The organism is Gracilibacillus dipsosauri (assembly GCF_003176895.1).
GTDB classification, from domain to species: domain Bacteria; phylum Bacillota; class Bacilli; order Bacillales; family Amphibacillaceae; genus Gracilibacillus; species Gracilibacillus dipsosauri.
Genome location: NZ_QGTD01000004.1, coordinates 431,164 through 448,105, shown reverse-complemented (window position 1 = coordinate 448,105; position 16,942 = coordinate 431,164). Strand labels below are relative to the sequence as shown.

General features: G+C 36.1%; 18 protein-coding genes. 15 read left to right on the top strand and 3 right to left on the bottom strand.

Features of this window, described 5'->3' with window-relative positions; genetic code table 11:
• Positions 1–33: 33 nt before the first annotated feature.
• From yaaA to dnaA, 3 genes are all read right to left on the bottom strand, one after another.
• Positions 34–258, bottom strand: coding sequence for a S4 domain-containing protein YaaA (yaaA, locus tag DLJ74_RS03970; RefSeq protein WP_054860838.1), 225 nt, complete (start codon positions 256–258; stop codon positions 34–36).
• A gap of 289 nt (positions 259–547) precedes the next feature.
• Positions 548–1,690, bottom strand: coding sequence for a DNA polymerase III subunit beta (dnaN, locus tag DLJ74_RS03965; protein ID WP_054860837.1), 1,143 nt, complete (start codon positions 1,688–1,690; stop codon positions 548–550).
• Between the two features lie 182 nt (positions 1,691–1,872).
• Positions 1,873–3,225: a chromosomal replication initiator protein DnaA gene (gene dnaA, locus DLJ74_RS03960; RefSeq protein ID WP_109983445.1), complete on the bottom strand. Its 1,353-nt coding sequence runs from the start codon at positions 3,223–3,225 to the stop codon at positions 1,873–1,875.
• Positions 3,226–3,741: 516 nt separating this feature from the next.
• On the opposite strand from dnaA, the gene rpmH reads away from it, so the two are divergent.
• From rpmH to ssb, 15 genes are all read left to right on the top strand, one after another.
• Entirely contained in the window at positions 3,742–3,876 is a 135-nt protein-coding gene (gene rpmH, locus DLJ74_RS03955; protein WP_054788573.1) for a 50S ribosomal protein L34, read from the top strand.
• Between the two features lie 123 nt (positions 3,877–3,999).
• Positions 4,000–4,353 carry a ribonuclease P protein component gene (gene rnpA, locus DLJ74_RS03950; protein WP_054860836.1) on the top strand — a complete coding sequence of 118 codons (354 nt, stop codon included), beginning with the start codon at positions 4,000–4,002 and terminating at the stop codon, positions 4,351–4,353.
• 97 nt (positions 4,354–4,450) lie between these two features.
• On the top strand, positions 4,451–5,242 hold the full coding sequence (spoIIIJ, locus tag DLJ74_RS03945; protein WP_054860835.1) for a YidC family membrane integrase SpoIIIJ: 792 nt from the start codon (positions 4,451–4,453) through the stop codon (positions 5,240–5,242).
• Positions 5,239–5,859, top strand: coding sequence for an RNA-binding cell elongation regulator Jag/EloR (gene jag / locus DLJ74_RS03940; protein WP_054860834.1), 621 nt, complete (start codon positions 5,239–5,241; stop codon positions 5,857–5,859). The genes spoIIIJ and jag overlap by 4 nt, the downstream gene beginning before the upstream one ends.
• Positions 5,860–6,316: 457 nt before the next feature.
• Entirely contained in the window at positions 6,317–7,693 is a 1,377-nt protein-coding gene (gene mnmE, locus DLJ74_RS03935; protein WP_109983444.1) for a tRNA uridine-5-carboxymethylaminomethyl(34) synthesis GTPase MnmE, read from the top strand.
• Positions 7,694–7,714: 21 nt separating this feature from the next.
• A complete protein-coding gene (mnmG, locus tag DLJ74_RS03930) occupies positions 7,715–9,607 on the top strand; it encodes a tRNA uridine-5-carboxymethylaminomethyl(34) synthesis enzyme MnmG (protein WP_109983443.1) in 1,893 nt (630 codons plus the stop codon).
• A gap of 24 nt (positions 9,608–9,631) precedes the next feature.
• Positions 9,632–10,348, top strand: coding sequence for a 16S rRNA (guanine(527)-N(7))-methyltransferase RsmG (gene rsmG / locus DLJ74_RS03925; RefSeq protein WP_109983442.1), 717 nt, complete (start codon positions 9,632–9,634; stop codon positions 10,346–10,348).
• Between the two features lie 232 nt (positions 10,349–10,580).
• Entirely contained in the window at positions 10,581–11,456 is an 876-nt protein-coding gene (gene noc / locus DLJ74_RS03920) for a nucleoid occlusion protein (protein WP_109983441.1), read from the top strand.
• A 206-nt stretch (positions 11,457–11,662) separates the two neighbouring features.
• The gene (locus tag DLJ74_RS03915) at positions 11,663–12,424 is read left to right on the top strand and encodes a ParA family protein (RefSeq protein WP_109983440.1); all 762 of its coding nucleotides are present in this window, start codon (positions 11,663–11,665) and stop codon (positions 12,422–12,424) included.
• Entirely contained in the window at positions 12,417–13,259 is an 843-nt protein-coding gene (locus DLJ74_RS03910) for a ParB/RepB/Spo0J family partition protein (RefSeq protein WP_109983439.1), read from the top strand. The genes DLJ74_RS03915 and DLJ74_RS03910 overlap by 8 nt, the downstream gene beginning before the upstream one ends.
• Before the next feature lie 133 nt (positions 13,260–13,392).
• A complete protein-coding gene (locus tag DLJ74_RS03905; protein WP_109983438.1) occupies positions 13,393–14,403 on the top strand; it encodes a hypothetical protein in 1,011 nt (336 codons plus the stop codon).
• Positions 14,404–14,451: 48 nt separating this feature from the next.
• Positions 14,452–14,649, top strand: coding sequence for a DUF951 domain-containing protein (locus tag DLJ74_RS03900; RefSeq protein ID WP_054788572.1), 198 nt, complete (start codon positions 14,452–14,454; stop codon positions 14,647–14,649).
• 202 nt (positions 14,650–14,851) lie between these two features.
• The gene (ychF, locus tag DLJ74_RS03895) at positions 14,852–15,952 is read left to right on the top strand and encodes a redox-regulated ATPase YchF (RefSeq protein ID WP_109983437.1); all 1,101 of its coding nucleotides are present in this window, start codon (positions 14,852–14,854) and stop codon (positions 15,950–15,952) included.
• Between the two features lie 183 nt (positions 15,953–16,135).
• Positions 16,136–16,426, top strand: a complete 291-nt coding sequence (gene rpsF / locus DLJ74_RS03890) for a 30S ribosomal protein S6 (protein ID WP_054860830.1) — start codon at positions 16,136–16,138, stop codon at positions 16,424–16,426.
• A gap of 15 nt (positions 16,427–16,441) precedes the next feature.
• Positions 16,442–16,942: a single-stranded DNA-binding protein gene (gene ssb, locus DLJ74_RS03885; RefSeq protein ID WP_054788570.1), complete on the top strand. Its 501-nt coding sequence runs from the start codon at positions 16,442–16,444 to the stop codon at positions 16,940–16,942.

Sequence of the window (16,942 nt, the reverse complement as noted above, 5' to 3'; positions counted from 1 at the left end):
ATATACTTTATTTACACAGCGAAAATGATGGCACTAGTTTTCCTCTGCTGCAACAATAAAGGTTCCAATATCCTCAACATAAACCGTATCTCCAGGATATAATTTCCTACCTCGTCTGTTTTCTAATTCGTCATTCACATAGACTCCAGTTTCTTGAAGGAACACCTTCACCATTCCACCAGAATCTAAAATATTGGCAAGCTTTAAAAATTGCCCTAGCTGAATGTATTCTGTAGAGATTCCGATTTTTTCTTCCATCTTTCATTCACCTTCTTTTCCTACAATAGATAGCTCGAAACGATTCTACTATCGTTTTGTTAACTTGAATTGAATCTACCGTTAACTATTATAGCCCTTCTATCTATATTACTAAACATTTGGCTGTAAGAAAAGGAAACACTAATAAGTGGGGCATTTCATAGACATTTTTCCACAGGGTTATCGTTAAGGTTATCTATTTACTAAAGAAAGGTAATTATTTTTTTATCGTGTACAGCTGTCCAAAAAAGAAAAAGGAACAATTTAAACATTGTTCCCTTAAATCTCTTTAAAAGGTTCTTACAGGTAAAATAAGCTGGAGGATATGGTCATTATCCACAGGCTTTAGGATAAATGGCCTCATCGCACCAGTAAATTCAATTTTTATTTGATCTGTTTCCATGATCTTCAGGGCATCAATCATATATTTCGAACTAAATGAAATTTTTAAGTCTTCCCCTTCGATCGTATTTACCGTTAGATCTTCTTCTACATTTCCTATTTCCGGTGAATTACTAGATATTTCTATAGTGTTATTTTCTTTTGTTTGAAGACGAATCACATTATTTTGATTTTCTCTTGCTAACAAGGATGCACGATCGACAGTTTGTAAGAGTTGCTTTGTATTAGTATGAATTATTGTTTTACTTTCTTCTGGAATTAATCTAGACGTTTCTGGATATTTTCCATCAAGTAATCTTGATAAAAAGTATAGATTTTCCGTTTGGAAAGCTATTTGGTTATCAGAAATACTAATCGTAATTTTTTCCTCTGTATCCTCTAGTATTTTGCTTAGTTCATTTAAGCTTTTCCCTGGAATCACCACCTGATTAGAAGGAAAAGTATCGATGGGAGATTCCAACGGGATATTACTTGCAGCTAAACGATGAGAATCCGTAGCAATAAACTTTAACAAATCCTCTTCTGCACGTAAGTTCACTCCAGTTAAAATCGGTCTAGTCTCAGAAGTGGAGACAGCAAACACGGTTTGTTTAATCATATTCTTCAATAGGTTGATCGGTAATTCAAAGCTAGAATCTGTCTGTAATTGAGAAATTTGTGGATATTCCTCAGCGTCTTGTCCATTCAAATGAAATTCTGCACTACCTGAATGGATGGTTACTTGTAAATGATCATCCGTCTCAATTTGAACGGTATCCTGTGGTAATTTCCGAATAATCTCTGGAAAATACTTAGCATGAACGACGATTTCTCCTTGTTCAATTTCGTCAATAAATTGAATTCCTTCTTCTTCCATTGGTATGTAAGATTCTATCGTTATATCAGAATCACTACCTGTTAATTTTAATCCATTTTGTGTTGCTTGAATTTTCAAACCAGACAAAATAGGAATAGCTGTCTTGGAAGAAATGGCTTTGGTTACATGTTGTATGCTTTCCAATAATTTGGCTTGATTAATAATTACTTTCATTCTTAATCCTCCTTGAGGAAGTATATTATATATTATTAATAATAAAATATAGTAATAATAGTAATAGGGGCTGTGAATATGTGGATAACTGCCGTTTTTCCGAAATGAAATGAGTTATCCAGATGTGAATAAGTTGTTTATAGTTGTGCATCACTTATCCACAAAATTCACAATGATAGATTTTAAATAGATTTAAGCTGTTCTTTAATCTCGTCTATTTCTTTACTCAATAAGGAGTCTGTTGCAATCATTTTTGATATTTTTTCATGTGCGTGAATCACGGTAGTATGATCTCTACCACCGAATTCTTCCCCTATTTTAGGTAAAGAAAAGTCAGTTAGCTCTCTTGATAGATACATAGCTATTTGTCTTGGAAAAGCTATGGATTTTGTTCTTTTCTTGGCAGCAAATTCTTCTAATTTCACTTGATATCTCTTACCTACAGCTTCTTGAATATGATGGATCGTAATCACTTTCGGTTTCGATGCAGGAATGATATCCTTCAGTGCCTCTGCTGCTAAGGATGCATCTATATCTTGATTGATCAAGGACGAATATGCGACAACACGAATAAGTGCACCTTCTAGTTCGCGAATATTCGTATCAATTTGATTGGCAATATAAAGCATAACTTCGTTTGGAATATCAAGTCCATCTGCTTTGGCTTTTTTTCTTAGTATAGCAATTCTTGTTTCAAGATCGGGTGGGGTAATATCTGTAATAAGTCCCCATTCAAAGCGTGATCTTAAACGGTCTTCCAGTGTCGGAATTTCCTTTGGCGGACGGTCACTTGAAATAATAATCTGTTTGTTTTCTTCATGTAGAGTATTAAAAGTATGGAAAAATTCTTCCTGTGTTTGTTCTTTTCCAGCTAGAAACTGAATATCATCTATTAGAAGCACGTCGACGTTTCGATATTTATTACGAAAATTGACGGCCTTATTATCACGAATAGAATTAATAAATTCATTCGTAAATTTCTCGGATGATAGATAGACCACCTTTGCAGATGGATTATGATCGAGAACATAATGTCCAATTGCATGCATGAGGTGTGTTTTTCCTAAACCAACGCCCCCATAGATGAAGAGTGGATTATATGCTTTTGCTGGCGCCTCAGCAACGGCTAAAGATGCAGCATGAGCGAACCGATTACCAGAGCCAATAACAAATGTTTCAAAGGTATATTTATCATTGAGCATTGATTTTGGCGAAGTATGATTTCCCTGGGAAGAGATGATCGCCTTCTTTTTCGTTTGAGTTTCTTCTGCATTTAATATTTCTGCAGATTCTGGAATGATAAATTTAACAGATAGATCAGCACCTGTAAGCTCATAAAGCACTTCTTTTACAATTTTCGTATATTTAGATTCCAACCAATCACGAGTGAACTCATTTGGTGCCGATATAATAACAGTATCTTCTTGGATTTGGTCAATTAATGTGTTTTTAAGCCAGGTGTCATAGCTAGGCTTACTCACTTTTTCCTTAATCATTTCTAGCGTATTCTGCCAAAGATCCTCTATATTCTCCATTTGGAACCTCCTTTCCTTCATTTAAGAATAAGTTGTGGATAATATTATGCCGATAAAAAAGCGGAAAACTTTGAAATTCAGTTTTCCACATGTATGTGTATAATGTAATATACAATATGTGAATTATTGTCCACATTTTATCCACAGTTTGTGGATAAGGAAGGAATCTTATTTAGATATTAACAGTATAAAACAAATATATATTATCAAAAAAGGGCAATAATTGCAATGTTTTATTGTAGGTTATCCACAAGTTAGACAATTTGTGAGTATTTTCTTTCCCCAGGGTATAAACTTGTGAATATTTTGTCGACAAAAGTGGGAAGAAGTAGGAAAACGTAAAAATGTTATCCACAACCGGGTGTTATAGTACAAGAATAACAGAAGTTTGTTGTATAACAGATTGCGAGGAGAAAAAGGAAACAAAATATTGACTAGGTTTCTATTTATCAGTATAATGATTAGGACTGTCTATTCGGTTATGATTTTTAGTTTCCTCAGGGAGGTGCATATAGAATGAAACGTACATTTCAACCAAATAATCGTAAACGCAAAAAGGTCCATGGATTCCGTGCACGTATGAGCACGAAAAATGGACGTAGAGTACTTGCTCGTCGTCGCAAGAAAGGTAGAAAAGTATTATCTGCATAGGCCACTGACATTTCAGTGGTCTTTTCTACTATAAGGAAGTAATGTTATGCTAAGAATAATAAAAATGTGATGAGCAAGTGGAATCTGATCTGTTTGTTAGATATGATGGAGGCGCAAGTTGTTATGAGGAAAGCTTTTCGAATAAAAAAAAATATCGAATTTCAAGATGTTTTTAAAAAAGGCGCTTCTTTTGCGAATCGACAATTAGTGATATATTTTTTACATAAAAACGATCAAAGGCATTACCGAATAGGATTATCGGTAAGTAAGAAGATAGGTAATGCAGTAGTTCGTAACAAGGTGAAAAGATATTTAAGACAAGCTTTTTTAGAATTAGATGAGGAGATTAAATCGTCCTATGATATTATTATCATTGCGAGGAAGCCTGTGAAGGATCTGGACTATCATCAGGTAAAAAAGAGTGTCCAGCATCTTCTTTATAAAACGAAGCTTTTAAAAAATGCTCGAGCTAATTAATAAGTTTTTATGAAACCTTGCTAAAATTTTAGCAGTATATAATAATAACATGATAAAATACTTTTTAGGATATGTTATGAGTTTAAGGAGGAGAAAGATGCGTAAAAAGCTCCTAGTATTAATCGGCCTAATCGGCTTAGTACTATTCTTATCAGGTTGTACAGAAATCGATCAAGAGATTACAGCGGAAAGTGATGGAATTTGGAACAAGTATTTTGTTTATCCATTATCATGGGTAATTGTGAAGGTTGCCGAGTTTTTCCATGCAGACTATGGATACGGTTTATCGATTGTCATTGTTACACTTATTATTCGTTTAATTTTATTACCTTTAAATATTAAACAATTGAAAAGCTCTAAGGCAATGCAACAAATTCAACCAGAATTACAAAAAATTCGTGAAAAATATAGTTCTAAAGATCAGCAAACACAGCAAAAACTGCAACAAGAAACGATGGAATTATTCCAGAAGAACGGAGTAAACCCATTAGCAGGTTGTTTGCCAATTATTGTTCAAATGCCAATATTAATCGCCTTTTACCATGCGATCATGCGAACAGGTGCATTAGATGGTCACCATTTCTTATGGTTCCAGCTCGACCAACCAGATCCATATTACATCTTACCAGTATTAACGGCTGGATTTACCTTTTTACAGCAAAAGCTGATGATGGCTGGAACGACAACACAACAAAATTCAATGATGCCACAGATGACGATGATGCTTTATATCATGCCATTTATGATCGGGATATTTGCTATCTTTTTCCCATCTGCATTGGCACTTTATTGGGTAGTAGGTAATATCTTTATGGTATTACAAACATTACTAATTAAAAATCCAATGATGAGAAATAATGATGCAGCCACAGGAGGAACGAAAAAGTGAGACAAGTAACTGCTACTGGACAAACGGTTGATGAAGCGATCCAATCAGCATTAAAGCAGTTAAACATCACAGAGGATCAAGCGAGCATCGAAATAATTGATGAGGGTAAAAAAGGATTACTCGGTTTATTCGGATCAAAGCCTGCGATTGTTAAGGTTGTGATACAGAAGGATCCAGTTGAGAAATTGGAGCAATATATTCAAAATATTTTGGCAGAGTTTGACGAAGAATTAGACGTAGAAATAACGGTTGCTGATAATGTCATTAACTGTGAATTAAGTGGGGAGAAAATTGCCGTATTGATTGGAAAAAGGGGACAAACCTTAAATGCCATTCAATATTTGGCGCAATTAGCGATTCATCAGTATGCGGATAAATACTATACTGTCATTGTGGATGCTGAAGGTTATCGTAGCCGCAGAAAAGAAACGTTAATCCAACTTGCTAATCGCTTAGCAGATCGCGCCATCGAAACAAGCAAACATGTGAAGATTGAACCAATGCCGTCTTTTGAAAGAAAAATTATCCATACAGCCTTACAAAACAACGCTAAAATTACAACAGATTCAGACGGAGTCGAACCCAATCGTTACGTAGTAATCAAACCGGTAAAGTGAGACTTCCATCCGTGAGGGGGCTTTCTCACGGATGGTTAGCGAAACTTATCAGGATGCTTATTGTCCGTTGGCCTGCATGTAGCTTCAATGATCTTCTTAAATCTCCAAGTGGAGGTCTTACGGACGGTTGGCGCTGTGGTAAAGTGAGACTTCCATCCGTGATGGGCTTTCTCACGGATGATCAGGATGTAAAAATAAATAAGTGATGAAAACCCCGATGTGAGAAAACATCGGGGTTTTGTCATGAAGGAAGTCATAATCTTTATTGGAATATTTTTTAAAGATTGTCAAAACGTAAAGTTATACACATGTGGATAATTTGATTGATAAGATTTTTAGGATAAATAATGTGGATATCTTTTCAAGAGGGAATGGTTTGTGGTATTCTAATAAGTTAGTGGAGTGGAAATAATATTCGTTTGATATAGATGAAAAACAGAAACTAGGAGGTGAAATAATGGAGCAAGATACGATAACCGCCATATCGACACCTTTAGGAGAAGGAGCCATTGCCATAGTTCGATTAAGTGGAGATCATGCAATTACCATAGCTAATAAGATTTTTCAAGGTCAGGATTTAGTAGAAGTGAGCTCCCATACCATTCATTATGGAAAAATAATAGATCCGATAAAAGAAGAGATAATAGAAGAAGTAATGATTAGTGTGATGCGAGCACCAAAAACTTTTACGAAAGAAGATGTAGTGGAAATTAACTGCCATGGTGGAATTGCATCGGTTAACCGTCTGCTCGAGCTTGTTCTTGCAAATGGTGCACGGTTAGCGGAGCCAGGAGAATTTACGAAACGAGCTTTCCTAAATGGCCGTATTGATCTATCACAAGCTGAGGCTGTGATGGATTTAATTCGAGCTAAAACGGACAAGGCAATGAATGTAGCATTGAAGCAATTAGATGGGAAGCTGTCTACCTTAGTGAATCAATTGAGACAAAAATTAATTGAGACAGTTGCCCATGTAGAAGTAAATATTGATTACCCAGAGTACGATGATGTCGAAGAAATGTCGAATCATATGCTACGAGAAAAAACAGAGGAAGTATACCGAGAAGTCGAGCAGCTACTAAGCATGGCAAAGCAAGGAAAAATATTAAGAGAAGGAATTGCAACAGCAATTATTGGACGTCCAAATGTGGGGAAGTCCTCTTTACTCAATGCTTTAGTACAAGAAACAAAGGCGATTGTAACGGATATTCCAGGAACGACAAGAGATGTTATTGAGGAATATGTCAATATTAGAGGAATTCCGCTCCGATTAGTAGACACGGCAGGAATCCGAGAAACCGAGGATATTGTCGAAAAAATTGGAGTAGAACGCTCTCGACAAGCATTAAAGCAAGCAGACCTTATTCTGTTGGTTCTGAATAATGGAGAAGAATTAACCGAAGAGGACAGAAAGCTATTTGAAGCAATTAAGGATCTGGAATATATCGTGATCGTTAATAAAACGGATTTACCTACAAAGCTTGACAGACAAGAGGTGGAGCAATTAGCAGGTAAACAAAAGGTGATTACGACTGCCTTAATAGAAGATAAAGGTATTGATGCATTAGAGGCAGCAATTTCTGATACCTTCTTTGAAGGGGAATTAGATTCTGGAGATTTATCTTATGTTTCAAATGTCCGTCATATCCAACTTTTACAACAAACATTAAAGGCGCTAGATGATGCAAAAGACGCGATTGATGCCAATATGCCAATCGATCTAGTCCAAATAGATGTTACTCGAGCTTGGGAATTGCTTGGGGAAATAGTAGGAGATACGGTGCAGGATAGCCTAATAGATCAACTGTTCTCACAGTTTTGTTTAGGGAAATAATAAATAGAAGGGGGATCAGCGATGGCAACATATGAAGCTGGTCAATATGATGTAATTGTAATAGGGGCTGGACATGCTGGAGTAGAAGCAGCACATGCAGCAGCCAAACGCGGTGCTAGTACGTTAATGCTAACAATGAATTTAGATATGATTGCTTTTATGCCTTGTAATCCATCTATTGGAGGACCGGCAAAAGGAATTGTAGTAAGAGAAATCGATGCATTAGGTGGATTAATGGGAAAGGTAATTGACAAAACCTATATTCAAATGCGTATGCTGAATACAGGGAAAGGTCCTGCAGTTCGTGCCTTACGTGCTCAAGCAGACAAACCCTTATACATTCAAGAAATGAAAAAAACATTAGAACAAGAGCCAAATCTTACCTTAAGGCAAGGTATGGTTGAGAAGCTAATTGTAGAGGATGGCAAATGTCAGGGTGTCATTACAGAAACGAAGGCCATTTATCGCGCGAATTCCGTGATTATTACGACAGGAACCTTTATGCGTGGCCGTGTCATTATCGGGGATATCTCTTATGAGAGTGGACCAAATAATCAGCGGGCAAGTGTCAAACTAGCCGAAAACCTAGAGGAATTGGGCTTTGAGCTTGTTCGTTTTAAGACAGGGACACCACCAAGAGTTGTCAACCATTCGATTGATTATAGTAAAACAGAAATTCAACCAGGTGATGAACATCCGGAGCATTTCTCCTATGAAACAACGAAAGCAATCGTCGATCAAATTCCTTGTTGGTTAACCTATACAAATCAAAAAACACATGAAATCATCAACGATAATTTAGGTTTATCCGCCATGTATTCCGGAATGATTAAAGGTACAGGACCACGCTATTGTCCATCAATCGAGGATAAAATTGTGCGTTTCCATGATAAACCAAGACACCAAATTTTCTTAGAACCAGAAGGAAGGAATACAGAAGAGGTATATGTACAAGGACTTTCCACCTCACTACCAGAATATGTTCAAAAAGAAATATTACAAAGCATACCTGGTCTCGAAGAAGCGGAAATTATGCGTGCAGGTTACGCGATTGAATATGATGCAGTCGTACCAACCCAATTATGGCCAACTTTAGAAGTGAAAAATATTGTTGGTTTATTTACAGCAGGCCAAATCAATGGGACGTCAGGATATGAGGAAGCGGCTGGTCAAGGAATTATGGCAGGAATTAATGCTGCAGCTAAGGCGTTAGACAAGGATACGTTAATTCTGGATCGCTCCCAGGCTTATATTGGTGTGTTAATCGATGACCTTGTAACAAAGGGAACAAATGAGCCATATCGACTATTAACATCACGCGCGGAATACCGATTACTACTAAGACATGATAATGCAGATTTGCGTTTAACTGAAATAGGGTATAAGCTAGGATTAATTACGGAGGAACGTTATCAAAAATTCGAAGAGAAAAAACAGCTAATTCAAGAAGAAAAAGAACGATTACAAAGCATTCGACTAAAACCAACGGAGGAACTTCAAACCATTATGGAAGAAATAGGTGGTACAAGGCTAAAGGATGGTATATTAGCTTATGACCTATTAAAAAGACCAGAAGTTACCTATGAGGTTATCGAAAAAGTATGTCCGTCTGAGAAGGATTTGGCAGGAGATGTGAAAGAACAGGTCGAAATTCAAATTAAATATCAAGGATATATTGCTAAATCCAATCAACAAGTAGATCGTATGAAGAAAATGGAGAATAAGCTTATACCTGAAAATATTAATTATGATGCTATAAGTGGTATTGCTACGGAAGCAAGAGAAAAACTTAAAAAGGTTCAACCATTATCGGTTGCTCAAGCCTCTCGTATTTCAGGTGTTAACCCAGCAGATATATCCATCCTGCTCGTCTATATTGAACAAGGGAATGTCGCCAAGGTATCTAATGAATAAAATTAGTAAAAGGAGTCTAGGTCAATGGATATGAGTCAATTTTATGAACAGCTTAAAAGTAATGGAGTAGAGCTATCTGACCATCAGATAGCTCAATTCAACCAATACTACCAAATATTAGTTGAGTGGAATAAAAAAATGAATTTAACCGCGATTACAGAAAAGGAAGAAGTATTTGTCAAACATTTCTATGATTCCATTACGGCAGCCTTTTATTTTGATTTTAATCAGGAGGTTCATATTTGTGATGTAGGGGCAGGTGCTGGTTTTCCGAGCATTCCATTGAAAATCTGTTTTCCAGAAATTAAAGTGACCATTGTAGACTCCTTGCAAAAGAGAATAGGATTTTTAAATCATTTGGCAGCAAATTTAGGATTATCGGGTGTTTCCTTTTATCATGATCGTGCGGAATTATTCGGTAGAAACGAACAATTCCGACATCATTTTGATATAGTTATTGCAAGGGCTGTAGCGAGGATGTCAGTATTGAGTGAGCTGTGCTTACCGTTAGCACGTACAAACGGCATTTTTATAGCAATGAAAGGCTCAAATGCAGGGCAAGAATTAAAGGATGCGGATTCAGCTATTGAGCTTTTAGGTGGTAAAGTAGAAAGAATGGAGACGTTTGATTTACCAGATGACAATGGGGAACGAAACCTTATTTTTATCCAGAAAAAAAGAAAAACACCAAAAAAATACCCACGCAAACCTGGTGTACCGAATAAATCACCAATAGAATAAAAATAAATAAAATTGATTTTACTACCTTCTTTTAATTTTTTTATGATAAAATATAAGGGGAGATTATGTACGAATTGTTTCACGTGAAACATAAAGGAAGAAATAGCTACGTAGACTTGCTTGTATAAGAAGAAAGCAAGTTTTTCTCCTTTTCTATCATTATCCAATATGGAATTATTATATATTATATTTTTATATCATTCGCTTTAGTAAATAAAGGTGGTGTTTGTCTATGTTACACCCATTTGGCAAATTGTTTGGTTTAGGTGATAAAGTAGAAGATGAAGAGGAAGAATTAGAGCTAGACCCAGTAGAAACTACTAAACTACAAGACGAAGTAGTATTTATGGAAACTTCAAAGATTATAGCTAACCAGTACCAGCCTAGGTCTATTTTTGATGAAGAAAAAATACAAGAATTAGCTCAAACCTTACAAACACATGGGATGATTCAGCCTATAGTTGTCCGCCCATCAGATGAAGAGGGAATTCATGAAATAATTGCTGGTGAAAGAAGATGGCGAGCAGCTAAAAGTCTTGATTGGGAAAAGGTACCTGTCATCATTCGAGAAATGACAGATAAAGAAACAGCTTCTGTCGCTTTAATTGAAAATCTCCAAAGAGAAGAATTAACGGTGATTGAAGAAGCAAGGGCCTACGAGAAGTTAATAGAGATGCATCAGCTTACGCAAGAGGCGCTAGCTCAAAGATTAGGTAAAAGTCAATCAACGATAGCCAATAAGATGAGACTTTTAAAATTGCCGGAAGAAGTACATCAAGCAATATTAAATAAGCAAATAACCGAAAGACATGCTAGGGCACTTATAGCTATAAAAGATGAAGAGATTCAACTAAAGGTTTTACAACAAATTGTGGAAAAGGAATGGAATGTAAAGCAAGCTGAATCTTACATACAGCGACTCATGCAGGATAAAGAGCCTCCAAAAAAACCAAGACTGAAAGGTATTAATAAAGACATGAGGATTGCGATGAATACGATTAGACAATCCTTGAATATGGTAAGTGATACAGGAATCGACCTTGAAACAGATGAACAGGATCTCGATGACTATTACCAAATAACGATAAAGATTCCAAAAAAGAAATAATAAACATTCCCATCTTTTCTAGGAAAGATGGGTTATTTTTTTGTTTATACTTAACAGAATTTCGTGAAAATACGAGCCTATTCTAATTCTCAAGAAGTATTTTGACGAATTTTTTGTTTTTTGATCAAAAAAAAGAGAGTAGTAGTGTTATAATAGAGTAGCATGAAAAATTTTTTGAAGGAAAGGCGTAATAGGTAGGTGACGTCATGGGAAAAGTAATCGCGGTTGCAAACCAAAAGGGTGGAGTAGGAAAAACTACTTCCTCTGTTAATTTGAGTGCTTGTTTGGCTCATTTAGACCATAAAATACTTATTGTTGATATCGATCCACAAGGGAATTCTACTAGTGGTCTAGGAATAAATAAAGCTGATGTGGACACATGTGTGTATAATGTATTGGTAGAGGACATGGAGGTTTCTGATGTTCTTGTTAGCACAAATGTTCCAAACTTAGATATAATTCCTGCTACTATTCAACTGGCTGGTGCAGAAATTGAACTAGTTTCCACGATATCCCGCGAGATTCGATTAAAAAAAGCGATTGATAGTGTGAAAGAGGAATACGATTATGTCATCATCGACTGCCCTCCATCATTAGGGTTATTAACGATAAATGCATTAACAGCAGCAGATTCTGTTCTAATCCCTGTTCAATGTGAGTATTATGCACTAGAAGGATTAAGTCAGTTGTTGAATACAATCCGTTTAGTACAAAAACACCTAAATAATCAACTAATGATTGAAGGGGTATTATTAACGATGCTAGATGCTAGAACGAACCTAGGTATTCAGGTAATAGAAGAAGTTAAAAAATATTTTCAAAGTAAAGTATATCAGGCTGTTGTCCCTCGGAATGTGCGGTTAGGAGAGGCTCCAAGTCATGGGCAACCAATCATTTCTTATGACCCTAAATCCAAAGGGGCAGAGGTTTATCTTGAGTTAGCAAAGGAAGTGATTGCAAATGGCTAAAGGCCTAGGTAAAGGAATCAATGCATTTTTTCCAGACTTAGAGATAAATGAGCAGGACGAAAAGATTGAAGAAATTTTGCTTTCAAAATGCCGACCGAACCCATATCAGCCAAGAAAAGTATTTGAAGCAGATGCTATTGAGGAATTAAAGGAATCGATCCTTTTACACGGGATCCTCCAACCATTAATCGTTCGTAAAAGCATTAAGGGTTATGAAATTGTAGTTGGAGAAAGGCGTTATCGAGCAGCAAAAGAAGCAAATTTAGAGACAATTCCTGCTATCGTCAAGGATCTTTCTGATGAACAAATGATGGAATTGGCACTACTTGAAAATATACAGCGGGAAGATCTAACTCCTATTGAAGAAGCTAATGCTTATGACCGACTAATTAATGAGCTTGGAATCACTCAAGAAACACTAGCACAACGATTAGGCAAAAGTAGATCCCATATTGCGAATCTCATTCGCTTACTTAGTTTACCAGATGAGATTATTGCCAAGATTAATAATGGTGCCATTTCAATGGGACATGGTAGGGCATTGTTAGGACTTAAGGACAAAGAAAAGCTTATACCATTAGTGAATAAGATAACGACTGAAAAGCTAAATGTAAGACAAGTAGAATCGTTGATTCAAAGCATTAATGAAAAGAAAAAAGAGAAGAATGAAAAAAAGGTAAAAAAAGATATTTTCTTACAGGAAAGAGAAAATCATCTAAAAGATTATTTTGGCACCAATGTCAAAATAAATAAAGGAAAGAAAAAAGGAAAAATCGAAATTGAGTTTTATTCAGAGGATGACTTAAATCGTATCCTTGAGAAAATGGAAAAATAGCATAAGAAAAAAACAAGAAGTCTGATCATCACCGATTAGACTTCTTCTTCATTTAAAATATAAAACAAGCCTCATAGCTGACCCATTATCTGCATACTTTTAATATAGTATGTCAGTATTATGGAGGAAAGCTATGTGGAGATCAGGCCTTAAGTGGATGTTTTTAATTATTGGCACGATGGTAGGGGCAGGTTATGCTTCAGGGAGAGAATTATGGCAATTTTTTGGGCATGAAAGTGGACTTGCTATTCTCTTGTTTGTTGTATTTTTTACATTTTCTGTTTTTATTACGATGAAGATCAGCTACATCCATCAAACCACAGACTACTTATCCGTGTTGGAATTATTATTAGGTAGAAAAGTAGCAAAATATTATGATATACTCATTTTCTTTTATTTGATGTCCACGACCGTTGTGATGATAGCAGGGAGTGGGGCAACCTTTGAGGCGGTCAAGATTTATTCATGGGTAGGCATCGTATTTATATCCATCATTATTGTTTTAGTATTTATGAAAGGAATCAATGGAGCCGTTGTCCTCAACTCTTTTATTCTTCCATTATTAATTGTCGGATTGTTATCTATTCTGATCAAATATAATATAGATGAAGGCTTAAGCTATCTAATAGATTGGAAACATCAAAAAAATTGGTATACGGCGTTTACTTTTACAGCCTTAAATATCTTATCGATTATTGCGGTAATAAGTGCAGTCGGGGAGAAAATAAAGTCAACTGGTGAGATAATCATTGCAAGTGTAGGTAGTGGGCTTGTGCTTGGAATTATTTCTTATATTTATAACAATAGTTTAATTCAAATCTCAGAGGTTATCATTTTGTATGAGATTCCCTTGTTTGCGATTTTGAAAAACTACCCAACATATACTTATGTGATCATGTCGATACTATTATGGTTTGCCATTTTTACTACTGCAATTTCAAGTGTTTTAGGAATTGTCACGAGGATTAGGAAGGTCATTCCTATCGCTTTATGGAAGCTAGCCATCATTACGCTTATTATTTTAATCCCTCTGACAAAGGTTGGTTTTTCTAATTTAATTGCATGGCTTTATCCGCTATATGGTTTACTAAATTTATACTTACTTTTAGCCATTTTTCTTTATCCTTTTACGAAGAAAAGTTAATATATAGTATAATAAAGAAAGATATTGCAAAAAAGTAGGTGAAAAGAAATGGAACGGAAGGAATTTCATTTGAATGACATCGTAGAGATGAAAAAACCACATCCATGTGGAGAAAATCGCTGGAAGGTGATTCGAATGGGGATGGATATTCGAATTAAGTGTGAGGGATGTGGACATAGTGTCATGATTCCTAGAAGAAGGTTTGAACAAAAATTAAAAAAAATATTAGAGCACGCATCAGAATAAAATTGTTCCACGTGAAACAATTTATTATTTTCATATTAGTTGTATACTGAAGAACAATTTTTTTACTGAAAAGAAAGTAAGGATTTTCATGCTTAAACAATTGCAATTTGGCTTTTTAATAACTTGTCAAGTATAAAAAGTATTACTATAATTGGTATGACTGAAACGTTCAATTGGACGATATCCTTAAGGAGTGGAATGAATGGCTTTAACAGCAGGAATTGTTGGTTTGCCTAATGTAGGTAAATCAACCTTGTTTAATGCAATAACACAAGCTGGCGCAGAGTCGGCAAATTACCCGTTTTGTACGATAGATCCAAATGTAGGGATCGTAGAGGTTCCAGATACTAGGCTTCAAAAACTTACAGAATTAGTGAAACCGAAAAAGACCGTACCAACGGCATTTGAATTTACTGATATCGCAGGAATTGTGAAAGGGGCGAGTAAAGGAGAAGGCTTAGGAAATCAATTCCTCTCCCATATTCGCCAAGTGGATGCGATTTGCCATGTGGTACGTTGCTTTCAGGATGAAAATATTACACATGTATCTGGGAAAGTCGACCCTATTTCGGATATAGAAACAATCAATTTAGAACTCATTTTAGCAGATTTAGAAACTGTAACAAAACGCATCTCTCGAGTAGAAAAAATGGCGAAACAGAAAGATAAGGAAGCAATGGCTGAATTTGAGGTTTTAGCTAAATTAAGGGATGCATTTGAAGAAGAAAAACCAGCTCGAGCGGTTTCTTTTACAGAAGAGCAGGAGAAGCTTGTGAAAGGCCTACATTTACTAACAAGTAAATCTGTTTTATATGTAGCCAATGTAGGGGAGGACGAGCTACTCGATGCGGATAGCAATGAAAATGTACAAACAGTAAAAGAATTTGCCAAATCAGATCAAGCAGAAGTAATCGTTGTAAGTGCAAAGGTGGAATCCGAAATAGCGGAACTCGACGGTGAGGAAAAGGCAGAGTTTTTAGAAGAGCTCGGTATTCCTGAGTCTGGATTAGATCAGCTGATTAAAGCAACTTACCAATTACTTGGTTTAGCGACCTATTTTACTGCTGGTGAGCAAGAAGTGCGTGCTTGGACATTTAAAAAGGGAATCAAAGCACCACAGGCAGCAGGAATTATCCATACCGATTTTGAAAAAGGCTTTATCCGTGCAGAGACCGTATCCTATGATGATTTAATGGAAGCTGGATCGATGCAAGTAGCTAAAGAAAAAGGGAAAGTGCGATTAGAAGGAAAGGAATACTTGGTGAAAGACGGAGATGTTATGCATTTCCGCTTTAACGTATAGTCTGTATCACCTGTTTGACATCTTTATTCATACGCTCAAAATCCAAAATGGACAAGCCTTTTGAAATAAATTTGCAATGAGAAGGCTAATTTGGTATAATATCGTATTGTGAGTAATGAGAGTTGTTACTCCTTGCTCTATGATAATCATAGAGCCGCTAAGACCAAAAGGAGGTGTAAACGGATGAATAAATATGAAATTATGTACATCATCCGCCCAGATGTAGAGGAGGAAGCACAAACTGCTTTAATTGAGCGTTTCAATGGATTCCTTACAAGTAATGGTGCGGAGATCGAGAAAGTTGAAGAAGTAGGTAAGAAACGTCTTGCTTACGAAATCAATGACTACCGTGATGGATACTATGTAATTATTAACCTTAAAGGTGATGAAACAGCAATTAACGAATTCAATCGTCAAGCGAATTTCTCTGATGACATTCTTCGTTATATGGCAATTCGTGAAGACGATCAATAATAAGGAGTGGTTCTGATGTTAAATCGTGTCGTTCTTGTCGGCAGGTTAACGAAAGATCCAGACTTGCGTTATACACCAAGTGGAGTTGCAGTAGCTAACTTTACGATAGCAGTAAACCGTCCATTCTCTAATCAACAAGGTCAAAGAGAAGCAGACTTTATTAATTGTGTTGTTTGGAGAAGACCAGCAGAGAACCTTGCGAACTTCATGAGCAAAGGTAGTCTTATCGGAGTAGATGGACGATTACAAACCCGTAGCTATGATGACCCAGATGGAAAACGTGTTTTCATTACAGAGGTCGTAGCAGACTCTGTTCAGTTTTTAGAGTCTAAGGGTGGTTCCTCAGGTGGACAATCTGGAGGATCACAAAGCTATAATAATCAAAATCAGAACCAAGCAAGTCAAGCCAATCAATTTAACCAAAACAATTCAAATAATCAAGGAAATAAAAATGATAATCCATTTGAAAATAGTGGAGAACCAATTGATATTTCCGACGATGATTTACCTTTCTAA

Excerpts from the sequence above, each read along its gene's own strand:
- yaaA (WP_054860838.1), bottom strand. The coding sequence starts at position 258 with ATGGAAGAAAAAATCGGAATCTCTACAGAATACATTCAGCTAGGGCAA.
- dnaN (WP_054860837.1), bottom strand. The coding sequence starts at position 1,690 with ATGAAAGTAATTATTAATCAAGCCAAATTATTGGAAAGCATACAACAT.
- dnaA (WP_109983445.1), bottom strand. The coding sequence starts at position 3,225 with ATGGAGAATATAGAGGATCTTTGGCAGAATACGCTAGAAATGATTAAG.
- rpmH (WP_054788573.1), top strand. The coding sequence starts at position 3,742 with ATGAAACGTACATTTCAACCAAATAATCGTAAACGCAAAAAGGTCCAT.
- rnpA (WP_054860836.1), top strand. The coding sequence starts at position 4,000 with ATGAGGAAAGCTTTTCGAATAAAAAAAAATATCGAATTTCAAGATGTT.
- spoIIIJ (WP_054860835.1), top strand. The coding sequence starts at position 4,451 with ATGCGTAAAAAGCTCCTAGTATTAATCGGCCTAATCGGCTTAGTACTA.
- mnmE (WP_109983444.1), top strand. The coding sequence starts at position 6,317 with ATGGAGCAAGATACGATAACCGCCATATCGACACCTTTAGGAGAAGGA.
- mnmG (WP_109983443.1), top strand. The coding sequence starts at position 7,715 with ATGGCAACATATGAAGCTGGTCAATATGATGTAATTGTAATAGGGGCT.
- rsmG (WP_109983442.1), top strand. The coding sequence starts at position 9,632 with ATGGATATGAGTCAATTTTATGAACAGCTTAAAAGTAATGGAGTAGAG.
- noc (WP_109983441.1), top strand. The coding sequence starts at position 10,581 with ATGTTACACCCATTTGGCAAATTGTTTGGTTTAGGTGATAAAGTAGAA.
- DLJ74_RS03915 (WP_109983440.1), top strand. The coding sequence starts at position 11,663 with ATGGGAAAAGTAATCGCGGTTGCAAACCAAAAGGGTGGAGTAGGAAAA.
- DLJ74_RS03910 (WP_109983439.1), top strand. The coding sequence starts at position 12,417 with ATGGCTAAAGGCCTAGGTAAAGGAATCAATGCATTTTTTCCAGACTTA.
- DLJ74_RS03905 (WP_109983438.1), top strand. The coding sequence starts at position 13,393 with ATGTGGAGATCAGGCCTTAAGTGGATGTTTTTAATTATTGGCACGATG.
- DLJ74_RS03900 (WP_054788572.1), top strand. The coding sequence starts at position 14,452 with ATGGAACGGAAGGAATTTCATTTGAATGACATCGTAGAGATGAAAAAA.
- ychF (WP_109983437.1), top strand. The coding sequence starts at position 14,852 with ATGGCTTTAACAGCAGGAATTGTTGGTTTGCCTAATGTAGGTAAATCA.
- rpsF (WP_054860830.1), top strand. The coding sequence starts at position 16,136 with ATGAATAAATATGAAATTATGTACATCATCCGCCCAGATGTAGAGGAG.
- ssb (WP_054788570.1), top strand. The coding sequence starts at position 16,442 with ATGTTAAATCGTGTCGTTCTTGTCGGCAGGTTAACGAAAGATCCAGAC.